Origin of the sequence: Bifidobacterium sp. N5G01 (assembly GCF_002742425.1) — a bacterium.
Lineage (GTDB): Bacteria > Actinomycetota > Actinomycetes > Actinomycetales > Bifidobacteriaceae > Bifidobacterium > Bifidobacterium hominis.
Map to the genome: position 1 here is coordinate 14,209 of NZ_NJNP01000003.1, position 19,506 is coordinate 33,714.

The following is a 19,506-nucleotide window of genomic DNA, read 5'->3' on the forward strand; positions in this document are numbered from 1 at the left end:
ATGATTGATGGCGATTTATAGCGACTGCTGGTTGCCGTCAGCGCGGGTCGAGTGCGAACCAGAGCACGCCATGCGCTGGTATGGTTCCGCGGATGACTCGATCTTCGCCCTCACCTTCGATACGTGCGCCGGTTACATCAGTTTCGCCAGTTGCGTTGGTTTTGTCGTCAAACAGATTGGTAATCGTCCACGGATCGTTGCGTTGGCTTAATCCGACGATGGATTGCAGTTCGATGGTTGCCGGCAGTTCGTAGTCGCGATCGCCGGTCCAGAAGATGGCTGCATAATGTCCGCCCGAATGCGCGGAAGGAGTGCCATCCGCCCAGTCGGCCGCATCGGCGGCCCACACCACGAGATCCCCAAGGTAGGAGTTTTCGTCATCCCAACGTTCGAAGATGCGTTCGTACACGGTTTCGTGATTGTTGGTGGATCCTGCGGTGACTTCGCGCAATGCCGGATTGGCGAGCAGTTCAATGGTTTCGCTGGTACTGGTCGGCAGGTCGCCGCCTACCATAAGTGGGCTGCGTCCCATGCACCAGAGGGCAAGCAACGTGCGGCTTTCATCTTCGGTGAGGCGGCTTTGGCGATCGTCGCCACGTTCGGCCCGCAATCCAATATGCCCCAACGGCAGCATGTCGGCGTCAGCCCAATGACCGGTGGTCTGGAACGGCGCCCACCTCGCAAGACGCGGGAATTGCTGGTAGATGTCTTCCCAACGATCCCATAAATCGTCGCTGATACGCCACATTTGCGCGCTGTCTCGCAGAAATTCGGTGTAGCCGGTGCTCACCCAACCGCCCGGCGAGAGCGACAGGCTGATGCTGCGACCGTATTTCGCTTCAGCTTTGGCGATGGCGTTATGGTAGGCGGCGATTTCCGCGCTGTGGAATGGCGTTTGCATGTCGTCGACTTTGAGGAAGTCAAGCCCCCATGAGGCGAACAGGTCGAGCTGTTCGTCATACCAAGCTTGAGCTCCGGAGTGGTTATGGTTCAGCCCATAATTGTCTGAATTCCACTTGCACACGTGGTTAAGGTCCGCCACCTCTTGCGCCGTGTATGGAGTGCCTTTGACCGGCAGATTGTTGTCGACCACCAAGCGCGGAATGCCTCGCATCATATGTACGCCAAATTTGAGTCCCATGGCGTGGATCTGTTCGGCAAGCGGTGCGAAACCGTGCCCGTCTGCAGCGCTGGGGAATCGTTCAGGGTCGGGCAGTTGACGCCCGTATTCGTCGAGGATCAGCGGCGCATTGGCATTGTAACCGTGTGCGCGAGCGGTCGGGTCGTACCAGTCGATGTCGACGACGATCGTATCCCAGCCGGCGTCTTTCAGGTGTTCCGCCATGAATCGTGCGTTGGCAAGCACTTCGCTTTCAGTGACGGTGGTGCCGTAGGAATCCCAGCTGTTCCAGCCCATTGGCGGTCGCCATACTTTTGGCAAATCCTCGGTAATCGCCATTGCCTTCTCCTTGTACAACGTTAGAAAAGCGTGTCGTTTACAGTATCTGACGTCATCCTTGACTTACTTGTTCGACTTCATCATCCTGGAAAACTTCAGATATGTACCGTTACATATTTTATAGCATATTTCAGAAATCACAATCATGATAAGATATTGGTGATTCTTTGAAATTTCAACGATTACTAGAAAATCATCATATATAATATCGTTACAGAAAAACTTGGCTGTAAGGAGCGGCGCATGACAAGCGGCAAACCGACGTTGCGAGACGTGGCAAATCAGGCCGGAGTCTCCCCCATGACCGCATCGAACGCACTGCACGGCAAAGCCGGCGTCAAGGAATCGACCCGAGCCAAAGTATTGGCAGCAGCGAAAAAACTCGACTATCGCATCAATCTGACAGCCAGCATGCTCAAATCAGGTCGCAGCAACATTATTCACATCATCGTCAACGAATTCGATTCGCCGTTCTATTCGAAACTGACGCAAGCTTTGAGCCACGAGATCACATCACGCGGACTCACGCCATTCATTGAGCAAACCCAATATTCACCGGACGCGGCCGAACACGCTCTGACCAGCAATCCGTTCTCCGGGCAGCTCTTCGACGGTGAGATTCTGCATGCCACCGGATTGGGCACGAATCTACCGCTCGCCAAACTCAACGGCGGGCGCCCTCTCGTACTGCTCGACGCATGCGAGGAAACGCCAACCGTGGATGCCGTGAATTTCCCCAACGAGGAGGGCGAACGCGCTGCGATGCAGTATCTGATCGCCCAGGGATGCCGGAATATTGCGATTGTCGGGCATACGTTCGTGCCGCGCGCCGAGTTAGCGCATGCGCAGAATGCGTTCGCACTGCGACTTCGGGGGGCGTGCGCGGCGTTGCTGGACGCAGGATTGCCATATGACGAAACCATGGTGTTCGAAGGCGGTTGCTCCGACGACGGCATTACCGCCGGGCACGCGATCGCCGAACGGATTATGGCGGCACGAAGGGCGGACTGCGGAGCCGGCGCGGGTGCCGGAGACCGCGAAACAGGCACGGCCGGAACCGCCGATTTCAACAATGTAAGCGGCGAGATTACGGGCAAATCGATCGAAACGACCGACAAGATTCCCGCAATCGCGTTCGACGGAGTGTGCTGCGCCAATGATTTCGCCGCATTCGGCGTGATTCGCGGCCTCGCCGACTATGGCATCCATGTGCCGCAAGACGTGAAGGTGATCGGATTCGACGGCGTGACTTCTGGAACCTACACCACCCCTTCGCTGAGCACCATCCAAGTGGATCTCGACCAGCTTGCCAAATTCGCGGTCGATATGATCGTCGAACGGATCGAACGCGGCGAAGTGAATGGTAATTCCAGCAATGCCGGAAATTCCAATGATGCAGGCACGGTGCTGCCGCCGAGCCGCGCAACCATCGGATATCAGTTGGTCGAACGTGAATCCACGACCGCGATCATATAGCTATCGTGCGTTCCGCGCCCGATTGCAGCGGAACGCACGATAGCTGGAAAATACGCCATTTTAGCGATTGGTTGGCTCAGCCCCGATCAACCGCGGCGGCGAATCGCGAAGATTCGGGCGGAGGGACGCTTGGACGTGGTTGCGTTCAGACGGACCGTTTCCGGATCCATGCGTTCGATGGTCCACGGCTCGGCATCCGGCGCATGATCCGGTTCGGCAGGATTCGGGAAAACCTGTTCGATGGTTTTGCCGGCTTCCAGCGGCATGTTCACCGAGGGGGTGCCGCCGCGACGCCATACGATGACGTAATCAGGCTTATCTTCCGACTGAGACCGCTGACCATTCTGCTGATCGTTCTGATCGGCATTCCGCTCATTCCAAGCGTCTTCGCCGCGCACGTACCGGTCGCGCGCATCCGCTTCGACATGGCGCAACCCGACGGCGAGCCAATCGCCATCGAAATCGGGAAGTCCCGACGGCCAGAACGGCACCATATGCTGCTGGTCGGCAAGCACGCAACGATGTAAGGCGACGGCATCTCGAACGAGCGAAAGACGCGGTTCAGTCATGCGATCGATGAAACCAGACAGATACAGTCTGCCGAGCACGCCCGTGGCAAGCGTGAAGACGGCCGTCTCATCGTCCATCTCCTGCTGGGCGTAGCCCCAGTTTCCCTGCTGTTCCGGCAGGATCATCATGCCCGCGCCTGCCGCGATGGCCGCATAAATCAGCGGATCGCACTGGTCGGAAGTGGACTGCAGATCCAAGCGAGACAACTGCGCGTAATCGGCGCGCATGGCGCCGGAACCGCAGTTTTCAATCATCACATCCGGATGACGGCGACGCAGATCGTCAAGCCAATCCAAATACGCACGGCAATGCCCAAGCAAGCCGTCGCCAACGGATTCGGCATTCAAATCAGTGCCGACGCCGGGAGTGGTGTTGTAGTCGAACTTGAAGAACACCGCGCCGAAATCGTCGATTAGACGATCAACGGTACGTGTAACATGCTTGCGTGCTTCGGGGGAACGGAAATCAAGCAAATAACGACCCGAATCACACACACGCACGCCATGGCGTTGAAAGAACGCGGAATCCGGCAGCGTGCTTGCCAGCGGCGATTTCACGCCGATCACTTCAGGTTCGAGCCACAGGCCCAAGCCCATGCCGTGCGCACGGATGTTTTCGGCAAGACCACGCAAACCGGTGTCGCCGAAACGGTTGGTGGAGGCCTGCCATTCGCCGACCATGTCCCACCAGCCGCCGTCGGTGCTGTCGTACCAGCCGGCGTCGATGCAGAAAATATCCGCGCCAACGCTTGCCGCGCCTTCGATCAGCGGCAGCTCCTTCTCAATACGAGGATCGCCAAACAGCGTATTCATGTAATCGTTGTAGATCACAAGACCCTGCGTACGCTCGAACTGCTTGATGCGGCCCAGTTCGCGGGCTTTGGCAATGCGTAATGCGCGACGCTGCAACGTCATTTCGGCGACGGCCTGCTGCCAATCGCCTGCGGCAATGGCAAACGACACGGGAACCGACTCGAAATCGTTGCCTTCACCGAGATTGGTGAACCAGCCGTGATCCTGATATTCCGGGCCGAATGCACTGATGTGCAGACCGGGATCATCCTCACCGACCTCCCACTCCCACGGGCCATTGTGCTCGATCTGCCACATTACGGAGAAGTCGCGGGCACGGCGCATAGAACCCTCGACCTGTACGATACCGGCCGGTTCATGCACGCCCGTACTCCATGTGGAAGTGGAGCTCATGGCGAATCTCGAGCTGGACTGGCCTGGATTGATTTTCTGGTTGCGGTTACGCACCTGGGTGTCTCGCAGCGGGCGGACGCGCCAATCGTTTTCCACGGCCCAGGCGGCGTCACCCCAGAAAATATTCGAACGATGGATTTTGCCGCAGTTGACGCGCATGGGAACGGTCAGGTTCAGCGACGACACCGCTTCAATCGGCAGTTGTTTGGCGGACTGCAGACGCGTGTACGTGCGCACCGCGGAAAGATTAGAAAACGCTTCGAACACGGAGGTGACCACCAGGCCCTCATGCGGGTCGGCACAAACCGTTACGGGTGTGGGATTCACAGCAGAGGCAGCCGCATCGCGCCCACTGGCGGTCGGCTCGAATTCGCGGCCTTTCGGCTCAAGATCGGCATACGACGCGAACTGCGTGATCTCCAAACGGAACGGATCGTCGGAACCCTGCCCGGGCTCGGACGCGAGCGCGGAAACGAAGCGTAGCTTGCTGCCGGCGACCGTGGCAATCAATGCGAGACGGTTGTCTTGCGAACCGGTGTTCGCGGCGAGCACTTCCACGATCGGGCGGGGATCCTTTTCCACTACAGGCTTTCCATCGTCGGACAGGCGACCGTCAATGGGGATCATGCCTCGTCCTACAACGTTGCATAGGCGGACGGGAGAATCCCCTGCAATGTCGAACAGCATGGACACCACACCGTTACCCCATTCGAGACGTCCATCCTGACGAGGAAGTAGGGGGTTCAACATGCTGGCTGCCATTGCCATCTCCTTCGCGCTTCGGATACCGCCTGTTTATTAACGTGTATCGTTTGACGTACCTCCACTAGCTTAGGCGGAAAACAGGGCATAGCGTGCATGCGTGTCTACAGGTATTCAGGAAACGTTCAGCAACAGGATTTCGGCAAATGCATTTCGGCAAAGCAAAGGTGCAATCATCGCACGAATCGCATGCGCATTCCGCGAATCGTACGAATATCGCTCGATGCAATCAAACTAATCAAATTGCAGATATTTCACGAATTGGATTGGCATATCCTTGGATTCCGAAACGTTGCTGAATCCAAGAATAACCCCCTTTTTCGGCAGTCCATGCGTAGAGATCCATGTTTTCGAATGGGACAAGTCGAATCCGACAGCGTCGTTCACATCGGAAACCGGATTGCCTTTGGCGTCGACCAGCGCATCCTTGACCTGCTCAAGATCGGCGGCACTCATCACTTCCGCGGGTTTGGTGATGTCGCCGCGATCATTGACTTCGGCGAAAATATCGGTTTCGGCAACAATCATGTTGATCTGACCTGCCGAAACGCGAGCCGTTAACGATGCGGAACCATCTTGCGCGGCATTCTCGCCAATCGCAATGGAGGCATCCGTCCGCACGAGACGCTCGTCTTCAATACCTTGCGTCTTCACAAAATCAGCGCCCAACGCATCAATCTGTTCGGAATATTCCGCCATATCGACGCCTTCAAGACTCAGCTTGGCCTCGGGACCTTTGGTCACATACGAGATGACGAAAGCAAGTACCAAGCCGACCACTGCGATAATGATCAGCACATCGGTCAGAAAGTTCTGCTTGAAGTACGGCCACCTGTCTTTCGGCGGCAGCTCGCGGAAGGTTTTGAATTTCGATTGCTTCGCATACACGTTGGTGGATGCGAGCGCTGCGACCGCATCTTGCTGCTCCTGGGTGAGAACTGGCTTCTCTACTGCCATGCCAAACCTTCCCGCGTTGTTTCATCGACGCATTCACGCGTCATCTTCGTGCGCAGCAACATGCGTTGCTTTCTCACTTCCCTATCTTCCGCCTCGTACCTGATAATTTGCGGCTAGCCGCCGGCCGAAAAACGACAAGCGGCTAGCAGGAAGGCTGATTTCAAGCCAATCAGCCTTTCAAGCCAATCAGTCCAAGCCCTAATCAGCCCATTTAGACCTTGATCATGGCGTATTGGGAGTCGTAGAGGCGATAATAGGCACCACGCTTGGCAAGCAGCTCGGCATGGTTGCCTTGCTCCATGATCTGCCCATGATCGATGTAGCAGATCATGTCCGCGTTCTCGATGGTGGACAGTCGGTGCGCGATGATGAAGCTCGTACGTCCCTTCAGCAGGTGGTTCAATCCGGCCTGAAGCGCCTCTTCGGTACGCGTATCGATATTCGACGTGGCCTCGTCGAGAATCAGAATACGCGGATCGGCCAGCAGCACGCGGGCAAACGCGATCAACTGGCGCTGACCTGCGGAAAGCGTGGAACCACGCTCCTCCACCACCGTGTCATATCCATTCGGCAAATCCATGATGAACTCGTGCGCATGCACCGCCTTCGCGGCCGCTTCGATCTCGGCATCGGTCGCATCCAACTTGCCGTAGCGAATGTTCTCGCGCACATTGCCGGAGAAAATGAACGTATCCTGCAGCATGACGCCCATCTGCCGACGCAACGATTCCAACGTGACCGAACGCACGTCATGCCCGTCAATCGTCACCGATCCTTCTGCAACGTCGTAAAAACGCGACAGCAGGTTGATGATCGTGGTTTTGCCGGCACCGGTCGGGCCGACCAACGCAACAGTACTGCCTGGTTCAACATGCAGATCGACCAGATTGAGAATATTACGACCGTCAGGCTCGTAACGGAAAACCACATCGTTGAAATCGACGCGACCTTCGATTTGCGGCAGTTCAGTCGCGTCAGGCGCGTTACGAATCTCCGGCTGCACGTCAAGCGTTTCGAAAATACGCTCCAAATATGCGGAACAGGTGATCAGCTGATTGTAGAAATTGCCGATGCTGATCACCGGATTCCAGAAATTGTTCGCATACCCGACGAACGCGATCAGCACGCCGGTGGAAACGTTCACCGCGCCGAAGCCCGTAACGCCCACATAGTAGATGAACGCGATCGTCATGACGGAAATGGTCTGAATGCCCGGCCACATGAGGAACTGGATGTGCACGGCCTTCATCCACGAAGTGCGCACGTCGTTCTGCTGCTCCTGGAAGGTTTTGAACTGTGCAGCCTCCTGAGCGAAGGTCTGCGTGGTTTTCACGCCGGCAATCGACTCGTGGATGAACGCGTTGAGATTGCTCTGCTTGTTCGACAGCACCTGGTACGCGCGACGCTGAAAATGTTGCAATGTCAGCACCCACGCGATCAGGAACGGAAAAAGCACCAAGCTGAACAGTGCGAGCCGCCAATCGACCACAAACATGACCACCAAGGTGATCAGGAACGTGAACACGTCGGAAATCACATTGATCAAACCGGAACTCAACGTGTCGGAAAGAGTGTTCACATAATTGACCACGCGAATCAGGATTTTGCCGTGCGGACGCGAATCGAAATAGCTGAACGGCAGCGTTTGAATATGCGTGAAAATATCGCGACGCATATCTTTCAACATGAGCTGACCAACTCGAGTAATTTCAACGGTACGATAGCGCAATCCAAACTCATAAATCACAATAAGCACGGCCATCAATCCCGTTAATTCACCAAGTAAGGTGAAATTTTTCGACGGAATCGCACTATCGATCATGATTTTCGTCAAATATGGTACAACTACCGCAATGCAGCTCATCATTACGACGACGACGAGAATGCGTGCGATACGCGACATATATGGTTTTAAATAGACGCCGATACGCAGAATATCGTGCAGATTAATATGCTCTTCCAGCTCTTCGTCTTCACGGAATGTATTACGTTTTGCCATGGGTTTTCCTCCTTTCTTGCCTTAGCTGCGTCACGCTTCGAAACCATGGGAACGACCCGCCTGCAAGCCGAGCTGCTTGTAGTAGATCTCCCAATATCGGCCGTGCGCGGCCACCAGTTCGTCATGCGTGCCGCGCTCCACAATGCGGCCATGCTCAAGCACGAGGATCAGATCGGAATCTTTCACCGATGAAATACGATGTGCGATGGTGACGATGGTTTTCTGTTCGTCCAGTTCGCGCAGATGGCGCTGGATTTCCGCTTCCGTTTCCATGTCGACGGCGCTGGTCGTATCGTCCATGATGAGGATCGACGGATTGTCGGCGAGCGCGCGTGCGAGGCTCAGGCGCTGTTTTTGGCCGCCGGAAAGGCCGACGCCACGCTCTCCGACCACGGTATCGTAACCTTCCGGCATGCTGCGGATGAAGCCGTCCGCACCGGCGATGGTGGCCATGCGGCGAATGTACTGTTCGTCGTATTCGCGCTGTTCGCCCATACCGAAGCTGATGTTGCCGCCAATGGTGTCGGAGAACAGGAACGTGTCTTGCGCGACGACGCAGACTTGCGAGCGCAGTGCGGCAAGCGGCCAGTCTCGCGCGTCGACGCCGTCGATGAGCACATGGCCTTCGGTGGGGTCGTAGAAGCGGGAGATAAGGTTGACGAGGGTGGATTTGCCCGCGCCCGTTTCGCCGAGAATGCCGAGTTTGGCGCCTGCCGGAACATGGAAGTCCACGTCTTCAAGCACGGGGGTGTTCGGTTCGTCGGGGAAGGCGAAGCTGACATGCTGGAAGTCGATGCTGCCGGCGATGCGGGTCGCGTTAGTCGTTACCTGTGTTGTCTGCGCCGCTTGTGTCGCCGACGTTGTAAACGTCGCCTGCGATTGCGAGATGTTGCCAGTTGCATCGTTTGCACCGTTGGCATTGTTGGCGTTGTTCGCATTCGTAGTCGCGGTATTCGCTTTTGCGCCGACTCCCGGCTTTTCCGTGATGTGCGACTGAGAGGTGAGCAGTTTGCGGATTTTGATGCAGGATGCGTTGAAACGCTGCCAGTCGTTGATCAGCCATCCGGATTGGCGCACCGGCCCGTCGATCATCCACAGGTAGGAATTGAACGCCACGAGATCGCCAAGCGTCATGCGCCCGGTGATCACCAGGAATCCGCCGAGGCCGAGCGTGATCAGCTGCAGCGAGAATCCCAATCCGTCAAGCCACGGCATGTATTTGCGGCTGTTGTAGGCCTGAGCCATGTTGCGTTGCATGTAATCGTCGTTGCGTTCGTCGAATTTTTCGGTTTCGTACGGTTCGCGTACGAACGCTTTGATCACACGGTTGCCTTCGATGTTTTCTTCGACCATCGAATTCATTTCGGCGAGCGAGTTGCGGATGGCGAAGAACAGCGGCCTTGCGTGCGTGGAAAGTCCGCGCGTAAGAATGAAAATGAACGGCGTGACGCATGCGAGCGCGAGCGCGAGACGCCAGTCGATGGTGAACATCATGGCGAGCGCGCCGACGAACATGACCACGCAGTCGAGCACCTGGTAGCTCACCCAGCTCAACGCGTGGCGGATGGCGTCGGTGTCGGAGGTCATGCGGCTCATGATGTCGCCGGTGCGCGTGTGGTTGAAATACGTGAAGTCAAGTTCGTGCAGTTTCTCGTATTCGTCGCTGACGAGACGAAATACGGAGTTCTGTCCGAAACGTTCCATCCACATTTGGTAGCCGTAGCGCGAGGTGACGCGCACGATGGTGAACACGATCATCATGATGCACAATCGTGTCAGTTCGTCGACGTGTCCTTGCACGATCACACGGTCCACAATGATGCCTGACAATATCGGAATGATGAGCGCCATGGTGTTGTTGACGCAGAACAGCACTATCGCACCGGCCACTCGCGGCAGGTCAGGTTTGCAGTATGGCAGGATCCATTTGAGGTTGCCTGCTTCTGTATTTCGATTCGGATCGACGTACATACGTGGCGTTCCTTCAGATTGTTTGCTGGGGTATTTGGGTTTTCGTGGGCTGTTGTTGCGTTTGTTCGTTGCTTTTACGGCCATTCGTTGCCGTTACGATTCACGTCCGTCGTTTGTCGAGCGTCCCGTTGCCGTCTCTCTATCGGTCGAAACCCCTGTTCGGATTCGCAAACGCGACTTATTCTATGCGAATCGTTTTTCGACGCAACGTGGGCGATTTCGGCGTGTCGAAATCGCAGTAAAATCAACGCATGCGCCATTACATAAATTCACTGTGAGCGCAATGAAATATGGATGATTGCGGTAGCGCTTTCCGTATCGAACCGGTACGATATATCGAAGTGCGGCATTCCGACGACGGCAACGACCGCAATCGTATGAAAAATCACGAAAGGACGGCAATGATGGCGGATGAACAGGCGATCATCGCGCAATATGCGGAAAAATATGGTCTTACCGACGAGATGATCAAGCATGCGGAACGTTGGACGGAAACCACCGTCGATCTTGCAGGACTTTCCGAAGCGCGACTTCAAGGCATTCTCGACATGCGTTTCAGTGCAATCGCGGTTGACACCCCGCGTTCCGAACTGTGGCACACACCGGAAAGCATCGACGTAATCGACGATATTCCTTACCTTCCCGACGGCGGCTACGATGCGGAAGCCGGGCAGTGCAGGGGGCATTTGCTCGACCTGTATCTGCCACATGACGCGGTGCTACGTTGCGGGCATACACTGCCGGTGTACATCGATATACATGGCGGCGGTTTCACCTATGGATACAAGGAATTGAACCGCAATTTCAACGTGCATCTGGCCGAAACGGGCTTCGCCGTGTTCTCACTGAATTACCGCCCGGCCCCACAGACCGATCTAAAGGGTCAGTTGGCGGATGTTCAAGCGGCATTGCGCTGGATCAAGGCACATTTGGCGGATTATCCGGTCGACTCGAACGCCGTGTTCCTCACCGGCGATTCAGCTGGCGGCGCATTGACCATGCTGACGCTGGCGATTGAGAACAACGCCGAGGCTGCGGCCGCATTCGGCATTGACGAGCCTTCCGGCATTGGATTCGCAGGCGCGGCTCCCGTGTGCGGCGCGTACAGTTCCGCATCATTGGAAACCATGGGCAGCAAGTTGACCGTTGGCTACGATCCGAACCGCCGCACCGGCCTCGAACAGATGCTGGGCGTCGAATTCTTCGACGGCATCGAAGCCGCCGACCCGAAGTTCCTCACCGCCGAAGGCCTGGCGTTCAACGTCGACCTGCCGCCACTGTTCATCGTGACCTGTGGCGACGATTTCCTTGAGGCCGATAATCTGGCGCTCGCCACCGCACTGGCACGCAAGGGAGCCGATTTCGAACTGTTCGACCCGAAGCCACGCCGCCACGAGACACTCGGCCATGTATTCGTGATCGGCATGCCATGGCTTGAGGAAAGCGTGGAATGCTTCGAACGTCTGCGCAGATTCTCGTACGAACGCTGCTAACTCACGAACGCCAGCACACAACCGCACAACCACACACAACCACTGCATAATCACAAACATCGCAACGGTCGACCATATGCCAATAAGCGCGGTCGGCCGTTTCTTTTTACACATTCAGAACGGCATCAATCGCAAATCGCATGAATCCTGTTCAGAAAAAGAAAGCCGGCGGAAGAAGGGCCGCCGGCTGAGAGAGAAGAGAGAAGAAGGGTTCAGTTATGGGGTTCTTCAGGAACCTCGCCAGCCGTCATAACCGCTGACATGTTCTATATAAGCGCCCAAGTCTTAGAGGAATGATGCGTGTTCCTGTCAATTCGCTGGGAAAAATGTATCGGACATGTAAGCGGAACATACACATTCGTGAATTCCGTCGAATGATTGCAACATTATTTCCGATTTGCCCAATCGCACGTCCATATCACTCACCCACTCTGCAAAATCATCCATTTCACTAGACGATTCTGTATTTTCCACAAAATCATCCAGTAAAATGGACAATTCTGCAAAAATCGCAAAATCATCCATTTCACTGGACGTTTTCGACATATCATGGATAACATCAACATCATTTCAACAGGGCAGAGGTTCCACATGGTCACCAGTGAGCTTATCGAGCGACCGCAGTACACCGATTGGCTTCAACGGTGGAAAGACCGGGATGTCATCAAGGTGATCACCGGTCTGCGACGTTGCGGAAAATCCATGGTTTTAGAGCTTTTCCGCCGTTCGCTGGTTGCGGAAGGCATTGCAGAAAGCCGTATCATCTCCATTAATTTCGAATCTCTCGACGCACACTATCCAACCGATTACCAGTCTTTATACGATTACATCGTTGAGAGACTGCAGCCGAACTGCACCAACTATGTTTTTCTCGACGAAGTACAGCACGTCGAACATTTCGAAAAAGCTGCGGACGGACTGTACGTGCGTGATGACGTCGATTTGTATATCACCGGATCGAATGCAAATCTGCTTTCCAGCGAATTGGCAACACTCCTCACCGGACGATATGTCGAACTTAAGATGCTGCCACTGTCTTTCTCGGAATACCGAAATGCATTGCAATCAACAGCAAATGACAATGCGCTGTTCGACCGGTATCTCACATATGGAGGACTCCCCTACGTCACGCAGCTCACCGAAGATCGGGACATCGCCGACTATTTGGGAGGCGTGTTCAACACCATTCTTGTAGCGGACATCGCACAGCGGAACCCCCGTATGGATATGCGGGCATTCAACGATGTAGCCGCATTCCTCGCCGACAATGTAGGTAATCTTGCGTCACTGAAAAGCATGTCCGGAGGCCTCGCCGCAAGCGGCCGCCGCATTTCTCCCACCACAATCAGCGGGTATATCGAAGAAATGGTTCGTAATTACCTACTTTTCGAAGCAACCAGATACGACCTGCAAGGCAAAGCGTATCTGCATAGCGAATCCAAATATTATTTGGGCGATATGGGATTTCGATTCTGGCTGCTTGGCAAAAGGCAAGGCGACCTCGGACACCGCATCGAAAACGTGATCTACTTGGAATTGCTGCGACGGTACAGCACCGTTTCGGTCGGCAAGCTTCGGGGCGGAGAAATCGATTTCGTCGCATCCGACGCCAACGGCCCGCACTACTATCAGGTTTCGCAAACCGTGCTTGACGAGTCGACACTTGCGCGGGAACTGGCACCATTGCAGACCGTGCGCGACAATCACCCCAAAACGCTGCTCACTCTAGATACCGTCGGTCTCGGCGACTACCAAGGCATTCAACACCGCAACATTCTCGACTGGCTGCTCGAGTAGGACACACTCTCCCGACTGCACAATTTGCATCCACGGATCACAAGGTACGAAAAATAGCGGGACCAAATAGTTCCTGCATAACGTGCGTCGTGTTCCACCTATGATGGATATATGAAATATTTCGAACACGAAATTCTTGGCATCGATGGCAGCGCAGCGAAATTCGTCGGATATTGCCTTGACAACAGTGAAGAAATCGTTCCCGATCGTGTACGTCCGTCCGTTCTCGTGATTCCGGGCGGCGGTTACGAAATGACGTCCGATCGCGAAGCGGAGCCGATCGCGATGCAGTTCCTCGCGGCCGGTTTCAATGCTTTTGTGTTGCGATATTCGGTAAAACCTTCCGTTTTTCCAGTTGCGCTTTTGGAAGCTGCCGATGCGATGAAGATGATTCGTGAGCATGCCGCTGAATGGCATGTTGATCCGGAGGCGATTGCTGTAATCGGTTTTTCCGCGGGTGGTCATCTGGCTGCGAATCTCGCCACGTCCACCAGCGATGACGTGCTTGAGGCACATGGATATGACCCGGATGCGGTGCGCCCGAACGGTTTGATGCTCGCCTATCCTGTAATTACGTCTGGCACGCTCGCGCATCGCGGCAGTTTCGACTCGCTGCTTGGCGAGCGACGCAACGATCCGGAAGCGCTCGAATCCGTGTCGATCGAACGCCATATTGACACCAAAACACCGCCGGTGTTCGTATGGCACACCGTTCCCGACGAAGTCGTGCCATATGAGAACACACTGATGCTGATCGACGCCTGCAAGAAGGCTGGCGTCAGTGTGGAGGCGCACCTGTTCCCGAACGGCGGTCACGGACTGTCGTTGGGCACTGCGGAAACCGCATGGCAGGGCGTCAACGGCATCGAACCAAGCATGCAGATCTGGACACAACTGGCTGTTGCGTGGATGCGCAGAACGTTCGCACGATAATCGGCACAGCAGGCGTTGCGACATCTAATCCCGTCTGCACAAGTCGCATTTCCCGTCTGCACAACCCACACCCCGCGTCTGCACAACCCACAAAATTGGGTTAAAACCCGAGTTGTGCAGGCACAGAACGCAAGTCGTGCAGACAGCACAACGCCCCCGAACTGACCGGAAAGACTGGAAATCGCAAGTTCAGGGGTATAAATGGGCCGATTGTTGTCTGCACAACTCTTGAATCGGCCCGATTTTGCGGGTTGTGCAGACAACAATTCAGCGGGGCTGACGGAAGCGACGATCGCCAATCGGATCGAACGGAGTATGCGGCTCGAGCTGATACCAGTATGCGACGGAAGCGACGTCGTCCTGACGCTCGAAATTGCCGCCCTCCTCAGTACCGATCTGCTGCCATTCCACACGCAAATCATGTTCGAAATAAATCGGATCGGGAATGTGCCAGCGATACAATCCGCGGGTCACCGGCGTATTCACATCCCAATACGCGCTCTCGCGATGCGAGGCGAGACGCTGCGAATAGAATGGGAAACCGACGTACGGCGCACAGAACGTCTGCTCATGCATACGCCCATGCTCGTCGAAATCGGCAAAACTCCACGCGCCACCGAAATAATCCTCGGCACCGGTGCTGCACCACGTGGGATACTGGTCGTCCCCATCGATGTACATCTTGACTTCACCCTCGCCCCACCAGCGGCTTTCCAACGCGGTGAGCGCCAGATACGTGCCGATATATGCGCCACGACCGTGCACGCCATCGAGCACCACATAGTCGCGAGCCAGTTCGGTGACGCGCTCGCGACGCCACTGCGCATGGAAACGCATGGTGTCTGCCGGAAGCGCGTCATATTCGGTGTAATCGATCTGGTAGAAGAACGCGGGAACGTCTTCATTATGATCGTTGCGAAGCACGATGCGCGCATGTTCAAACGGCATGGAGAAATAGCAGTTGAAGCCGCGATTAGGCACGACCACCACCGGCATCGAATTGACTCGGCAAGCCTGCGCGTGACCGCAGCAGAAGAAGTCGCCGATCGGGCATTGCACGGACGGGGTTTCCTCGCCATCCCAATAGAATTCCAGAATCAGATTGCGAAGCACGTTCGGGCCGGTCGGGGAGGTTCGGTCGGTGACGGTCATCCAAATATGACGGATCACGCCCGGACCGTCCACATCCATCAGTGTGACGCTCTCCCCTGCTTTCACGGTTTGAATGCACGGACTGCCCTTGCGCGACGGGCCAAGCGCACTGGCCGCAGTGGCCGCAGTGCCCTTGCCGCCCGTGGGATTCTCGGCGTTCACACACCGCGTGCGCCCCGGCGCCGCAACCGCAAGCGAGTCAAGCGGATTGCGCGCGGAGAACGCACCCAACGAATCGACCTGCATATCATGATACGAACTTTGCTGCATAGCGCTCCAATCGTTATCTCGAGTCATAAGAAACCCCTTTTCCCGCTACTTTACGGCACCAGCGGTAATGCCCTGCGACAACTTGCGCTGGAAAATAATGAAGAAAATAATAGTCGGCACAATGCTCAGCAGCGAAGCCGAAGCAAGTGTGGTCGCATCCATCGTGCGCTGGCCCTGCAATGTGGCGAGCGCCAGCGGAATGGTCTGCACGTCGTCGCCCATCAGGAATGCCATCGGAATCATGTATTCGTTCCACGTCCACACGAAGAAGAACACGAACAGCACGCTGATGGTCGGCCAGGAAATCGGCAGCACCACCTTACGCAGAATCTGCCAGCGCGAGGCGCCGTCAATGGCTGCCGCTTCGAGAATGGCCTGCGGGAACGTGCCGTATACGGATGACAGCAGATACGTGCCATACGCACTTTGAATGATGGTGAAGATGATGATAATCGCCAGTTTGGTGTTGTACAGTCCGACCTGCTTGAACATGGTGTACAGCGGGTAGAGCAGCGCTTCCTGCGGCATCATATTGGCAAGCATGATGGCGAGCACAATCCAGGTGTTGCCTTTGACCCTGCCGATGCCGAGCGCGAAGGAGTTCAGCACGGAAAGCACGACGGCGGCCACAGCCACTACCAGCGAAATAACCAAGCTGTTCCAGAATTTCAGCGGGAACTTGGTGGTGGTCCAGAAGGAGATGATGCCGTCCATGGTGAAATGCTTCGGCAGCGAAAGCGGGCCTGTGGCATTGTAATCGGCGGATGTTTTGAACGCGTTGACGGTGAGCACGAGCAACGGGAAAAGCACGAGCAGTGCGGCTGCGATGAGCACGATGAGGGTGATCCAGTCGCCGGTCGAGCGCACATGTTGGGTTTTCTTGGATGCTTTCCGCGCTGCCGATGCGGTCATGGTTTGCGTCATGGTTGTTTCCTCGACTTTCGAAGTCTTGCGAGTCTTACATGTTACGGGTCAGTTGCGGTTTGAACCGTTCAGACCAGTTCCTTTTCGACGTGCTTCTGCACCATGGTGAACACGATGGAGAACACGATGATGACCACGGTGAGCGCTGTGGAGATGGCCGCGCCGTAGCCGACTTGTTGCACTTGGAAGAATTGATTGTAGGAATAGTATGATGGCACGGTGGTTGCCGTTCCCGGCCCGCCTTTGGTGAGCAGATAGACCGGTGCGAAGGTTTTCAGCGCGCCGATGGTGGCGGTGAGGATGACCACCAGCAGTTCGGGAATGATGGACGGCAGCGTGACCACACGGAATTTCTGCCACCAGTTGGCTCCGTCAAGACCGGCCGCCTCGTAAAGTTCAGGATCCACGCGCTGCAGACCGGACATGAAGATCACGATCGGATAGCCCAACTGGATCCACACCAGAATGAACATCAGCACCGGAAGCGCGCTATCAGGGCTGCCGAGCCAGTTATGCTGCAACGATCCCAGGCCGAGCTTGACGAGCAGCGCGTTCACCGCGCCATCTTCCGGACGGAAGATCCAGCCCATGATGATGGCCGCGACAGCAACCGGCAGCAACTGCGGCAGGTAGAACATGGCTCGCAGGAAGGAAGCCGTCTTGCCGCCGAATTTCTTCTGAATAACGTCAGTCAGCAGTGACGAAATAAATAGTCCAAGAATCGTAGGAATAACTACGATAGCCACAATAATCCAGAATGAATTAGCGAATGAAATCCAGAACGTGGAATCAGCGAACAGACGTTTCCAATTCTGCAATCCAACGAATTTAACCGGGCCAACTCCACGCCATCGAGTGAAACTCAAGTAAATGTTCCACACGAATGGAATAACGACGATAACGAGCAGACCTGCCAGTCCGGGAACAAGATATGGTACGAATTTTGCGGAACGGTTTCCGGGAAGCCTTGACATTGAGACTCCCCCGTTTTTGGTCTTCTTTGACATTTTGGCTTTTCCTTTGGTTGCGCTGCGTTGCCTGTGAATATTTACGATTGCGATATTGGTTCGCAAGTTGTAATTTGCGATACCGCACGGGATTATTCATGATTGATACTGAGCAAAACCGGAATAATCCCGTGCGATGTCGGATATGAGATTGGATATGAGATCAGATATACGATCAGTTGGTCTTGACGCCCATGTCTTCCACACCGACATCGTACTTCTCGTGGATACCCTTGAGCACGTCGGCTGGCTTCTTGGTGCCGTTCACCAGTTCCTGGAATTCCGCCGGAACAGCATCGGTAAGGTTGGAAGCGGCGTAATCCGGGTAGTAGCTGAGCTTGCCATCATTGGCGTAGGAGGCGTATTCCTCGATCATGGCCTTGCTCTTCTCGTCGTTGATCTTGCTGGCGTCGCCCGCCACCGGAATTCCGCCGGCGTTGCCGAGGTAGTTCTGCACATCGTCGGAAAGCACGTAGTCAATGAACTTCGCAGCGAGATTCTTGTGGTGCGAGCGTTCCGGAATCACCAGCAGATTGCCTGCGCAGCCAATCGCGAAATTCGATTCCGGCATCACTGCGGCGTCCCAATCGAAAGTGGTGATCTGCTTGACGAAACGTCCCTGATTCCAAGTGCCGGTCTGATAGATCGGATACTCCCCCTTGATGAATGCCTGCGTGGTGTCTTCGGCCTTCATACCGGTGGCGTTGCGGGAGATGAAGCCCTTGTCGAGCCAGTCGTTGATGGTGTTCACGGAATTGGTGAGAATCTTGGAGTTCCAGTCGACATCGCCCTTGTAGAGCTGCCAGTTGTCGATGAATTTGGCGTCGGCCTCCTTGGAAACCAGCTGCCACCACAGCCACATCACGCCGTATTCCTGCGCGTCGGCGGCGATCGGCGTCACTCCGGCATCCACGAATTTCTGGCAGACGTCCACGAACTCGTCATAGGTGGTCGGAATCTCCAGCCCGTACTTGGCGAACAGATCCTTGTTGTAGTAGACGCGCTGGAATTCCGCGTAACTGGTCATGCCGTACCAGGTGTCACCATCCATGATGCCGTTTTCATCATACTTGGCCACGGCCGCATTGGCGCCGGTCACCTTCTTGTCCCAACCGTATTGATCGACGTAATCACCCAAATCGGTGAGCAGCCCCATGGTGGAGAGCACGCCGGCAGAACCGTTGCCTCGATTGGATTCCATAAGATCCGGCGCCTCATCGGAATTGAGGAATTGGCTGCCGTTCTGCGCGATCTGCGTGAACGACTTGCGTTCGAAATTGATTTTGACACCCGTTTCCTTTTCGAAGGCTTCCGCGGCGCGACGCCATGCCTGGGTCTGGCCAGCGTCGTCTTCCTCGTAATACCAGAACGACAGGCTGTCTGGCGTTTCCTCGTCTTGCGCGGTGTCGCTGCCGCATGCAGCGAGCGTGGTCAGCGACATTGCCGCCGCGGCCGCAAGTGCGATGCCTCGTGTGATCTTCATGGTTTCTCCTTTGTTATTGGTGGTTGTGTTGTTGAGTTATGTCTCAAG

General features: G+C 55.5%; 13 protein-coding genes and 2 pseudogenes. 4 read left to right on the top strand and 11 right to left on the bottom strand.

Features of this window, described 5'->3' with window-relative positions; translation table 11 throughout:
* Window positions 1-37: 37 nt before the first annotated feature.
* Entirely contained in the window at window positions 38-1,417 is a 1,380-nt protein-coding gene (locus tag CE168_RS05815; RefSeq protein WP_099571651.1) for a glycoside hydrolase family 27 protein, read from the bottom strand.
* 285 nt (window positions 1,418-1,702) lie between these two features.
* Here CE168_RS05815 and CE168_RS05820 point away from each other — a divergent pair, with 285 nt between their 5' ends.
* Window positions 1,703-2,935, top strand: a complete 1,233-nt coding sequence (locus CE168_RS05820) for a LacI family DNA-binding transcriptional regulator (protein WP_099571524.1) — start codon at window positions 1,703-1,705, stop codon at window positions 2,933-2,935.
* An 86-nt stretch (window positions 2,936-3,021) separates the two neighbouring features.
* Here the strand turns inward: CE168_RS05820 and CE168_RS05825 are convergent, their stop codons facing one another.
* From CE168_RS05825 to CE168_RS09350, 5 genes and pseudogenes are all read right to left on the bottom strand, one after another.
* Window positions 3,022-5,478, bottom strand: coding sequence for a glycoside hydrolase family 36 protein (locus CE168_RS05825; protein ID WP_435374776.1), 2,457 nt, complete (start codon window positions 5,476-5,478; stop codon window positions 3,022-3,024).
* A 228-nt stretch (window positions 5,479-5,706) separates the two neighbouring features.
* The gene (locus CE168_RS05830) at window positions 5,707-6,429 is read right to left on the bottom strand and encodes a hypothetical protein (RefSeq protein ID WP_099571526.1); all 723 of its coding nucleotides are present in this window, start codon (window positions 6,427-6,429) and stop codon (window positions 5,707-5,709) included.
* A 211-nt stretch (window positions 6,430-6,640) separates the two neighbouring features.
* Window positions 6,641-8,428, bottom strand: coding sequence for an ABC transporter ATP-binding protein (locus CE168_RS05835; protein WP_099571527.1), 1,788 nt, complete (start codon window positions 8,426-8,428; stop codon window positions 6,641-6,643).
* 30 nt (window positions 8,429-8,458) lie between these two features.
* Window positions 8,459-9,238, bottom strand: a pseudogene (locus CE168_RS09345) (ABC transporter ATP-binding protein); the annotation flags it as partial.
* Window positions 9,239-9,396: 158 nt separating this feature from the next.
* Window positions 9,397-10,399, bottom strand: a pseudogene (locus CE168_RS09350) (ABC transporter ATP-binding protein); the annotation flags it as partial.
* A gap of 401 nt (window positions 10,400-10,800) precedes the next feature.
* Here CE168_RS09350 and CE168_RS05845 point away from each other — a divergent pair.
* A complete protein-coding gene (locus tag CE168_RS05845; protein ID WP_180753734.1) occupies window positions 10,801-11,892 on the top strand; it encodes an alpha/beta hydrolase in 1,092 nt (363 codons plus the stop codon).
* Window positions 11,893-12,201: 309 nt separating this feature from the next.
* Here CE168_RS05845 and CE168_RS05850 read toward each other — a convergent pair whose 3' ends face one another.
* Window positions 12,202-12,438 (bottom strand): hypothetical protein, encoded by a 237-nt coding sequence (locus tag CE168_RS05850; protein WP_099571528.1) that lies wholly within the window; start codon window positions 12,436-12,438, stop codon window positions 12,202-12,204.
* A gap of 3 nt (window positions 12,439-12,441) precedes the next feature.
* Here CE168_RS05850 and CE168_RS05855 point away from each other — a divergent pair, with 3 nt between their 5' ends.
* Both CE168_RS05855 and CE168_RS05860 read left to right on the top strand, forming a co-directional pair.
* Entirely contained in the window at window positions 12,442-13,689 is a 1,248-nt protein-coding gene (locus CE168_RS05855; RefSeq protein WP_201797055.1) for an ATP-binding protein, read from the top strand.
* Window positions 13,690-13,800: 111 nt separating this feature from the next.
* Window positions 13,801-14,622: an alpha/beta hydrolase gene (locus CE168_RS05860; RefSeq protein ID WP_099571530.1), complete on the top strand. Its 822-nt coding sequence runs from the start codon at window positions 13,801-13,803 to the stop codon at window positions 14,620-14,622.
* 267 nt (window positions 14,623-14,889) lie between these two features.
* Here CE168_RS05860 and CE168_RS05865 read toward each other — a convergent pair whose 3' ends face one another.
* The 4 genes from CE168_RS05865 to CE168_RS05880 all read right to left on the bottom strand — a co-directional run bounded on the left by CE168_RS05865 (window position 14,890) and on the right by CE168_RS05880 (window position 19,458).
* Entirely contained in the window at window positions 14,890-16,020 is a 1,131-nt protein-coding gene (locus CE168_RS05865; RefSeq protein WP_099571657.1) for a glycoside hydrolase family 172 protein, read from the bottom strand.
* 69 nt (window positions 16,021-16,089) lie between these two features.
* Window positions 16,090-16,968 (bottom strand): carbohydrate ABC transporter permease, encoded by an 879-nt coding sequence (locus tag CE168_RS05870; RefSeq protein WP_099571531.1) that lies wholly within the window; start codon window positions 16,966-16,968, stop codon window positions 16,090-16,092.
* A gap of 68 nt (window positions 16,969-17,036) precedes the next feature.
* On the bottom strand, window positions 17,037-17,975 hold the full coding sequence (locus tag CE168_RS05875; RefSeq protein ID WP_099571532.1) for a carbohydrate ABC transporter permease: 939 nt from the start codon (window positions 17,973-17,975) through the stop codon (window positions 17,037-17,039).
* A gap of 175 nt (window positions 17,976-18,150) precedes the next feature.
* Window positions 18,151-19,458, bottom strand: a complete 1,308-nt coding sequence (locus CE168_RS05880) for an ABC transporter substrate-binding protein (protein ID WP_099571533.1) — start codon at window positions 19,456-19,458, stop codon at window positions 18,151-18,153.
* Between the last annotated feature and the right edge of the window lie 48 nt (window positions 19,459-19,506).

Bases quoted from the DNA above. Each gene is read 5' to 3' on its own strand.
- CE168_RS05855 (WP_201797055.1), top strand. From the start codon at position 12,442: ATGGATAACATCAACATCATTTCAACAGGGCAGAGGTTCCACATGGTC.
- CE168_RS05830 (WP_099571526.1), bottom strand. From the start codon at position 6,429: ATGGCAGTAGAGAAGCCAGTTCTCACCCAGGAGCAGCAAGATGCGGTC.
- CE168_RS05815 (WP_099571651.1), bottom strand. From the start codon at position 1,417: ATGGGCTGGAACAGCTGGGATTCCTACGGCACCACCGTCACTGAAAGC.
- CE168_RS05865 (WP_099571657.1), bottom strand. From the start codon at position 16,020: ATGCAGGTCGATTCGTTGGGTGCGTTCTCCGCGCGCAATCCGCTTGAC.
- CE168_RS05875 (WP_099571532.1), bottom strand. From the start codon at position 17,975: ATGTCAAAGAAGACCAAAAACGGGGGAGTCTCAATGTCAAGGCTTCCC.
- CE168_RS05845 (WP_180753734.1), top strand. From the start codon at position 10,801: ATGATGGCGGATGAACAGGCGATCATCGCGCAATATGCGGAAAAATAT.
- CE168_RS05820 (WP_099571524.1), top strand. From the start codon at position 1,703: ATGACAAGCGGCAAACCGACGTTGCGAGACGTGGCAAATCAGGCCGGA.
- CE168_RS05835 (WP_099571527.1), bottom strand. From the start codon at position 8,428: ATGGCAAAACGTAATACATTCCGTGAAGACGAAGAGCTGGAAGAGCAT.
- CE168_RS05825 (WP_435374776.1), bottom strand. From the start codon at position 5,478: ATGGCAATGGCAGCCAGCATGTTGAACCCCCTACTTCCTCGTCAGGAT.
- CE168_RS05870 (WP_099571531.1), bottom strand. From the start codon at position 16,968: ATGACGCAAACCATGACCGCATCGGCAGCGCGGAAAGCATCCAAGAAA.
- CE168_RS05860 (WP_099571530.1), top strand. From the start codon at position 13,801: ATGAAATATTTCGAACACGAAATTCTTGGCATCGATGGCAGCGCAGCG.
- CE168_RS05880 (WP_099571533.1), bottom strand. From the start codon at position 19,458: ATGAAGATCACACGAGGCATCGCACTTGCGGCCGCGGCGGCAATGTCG.
- CE168_RS05850 (WP_099571528.1), bottom strand. From the start codon at position 12,438: ATGTCGAAAACGTCCAGTGAAATGGATGATTTTGCGATTTTTGCAGAA.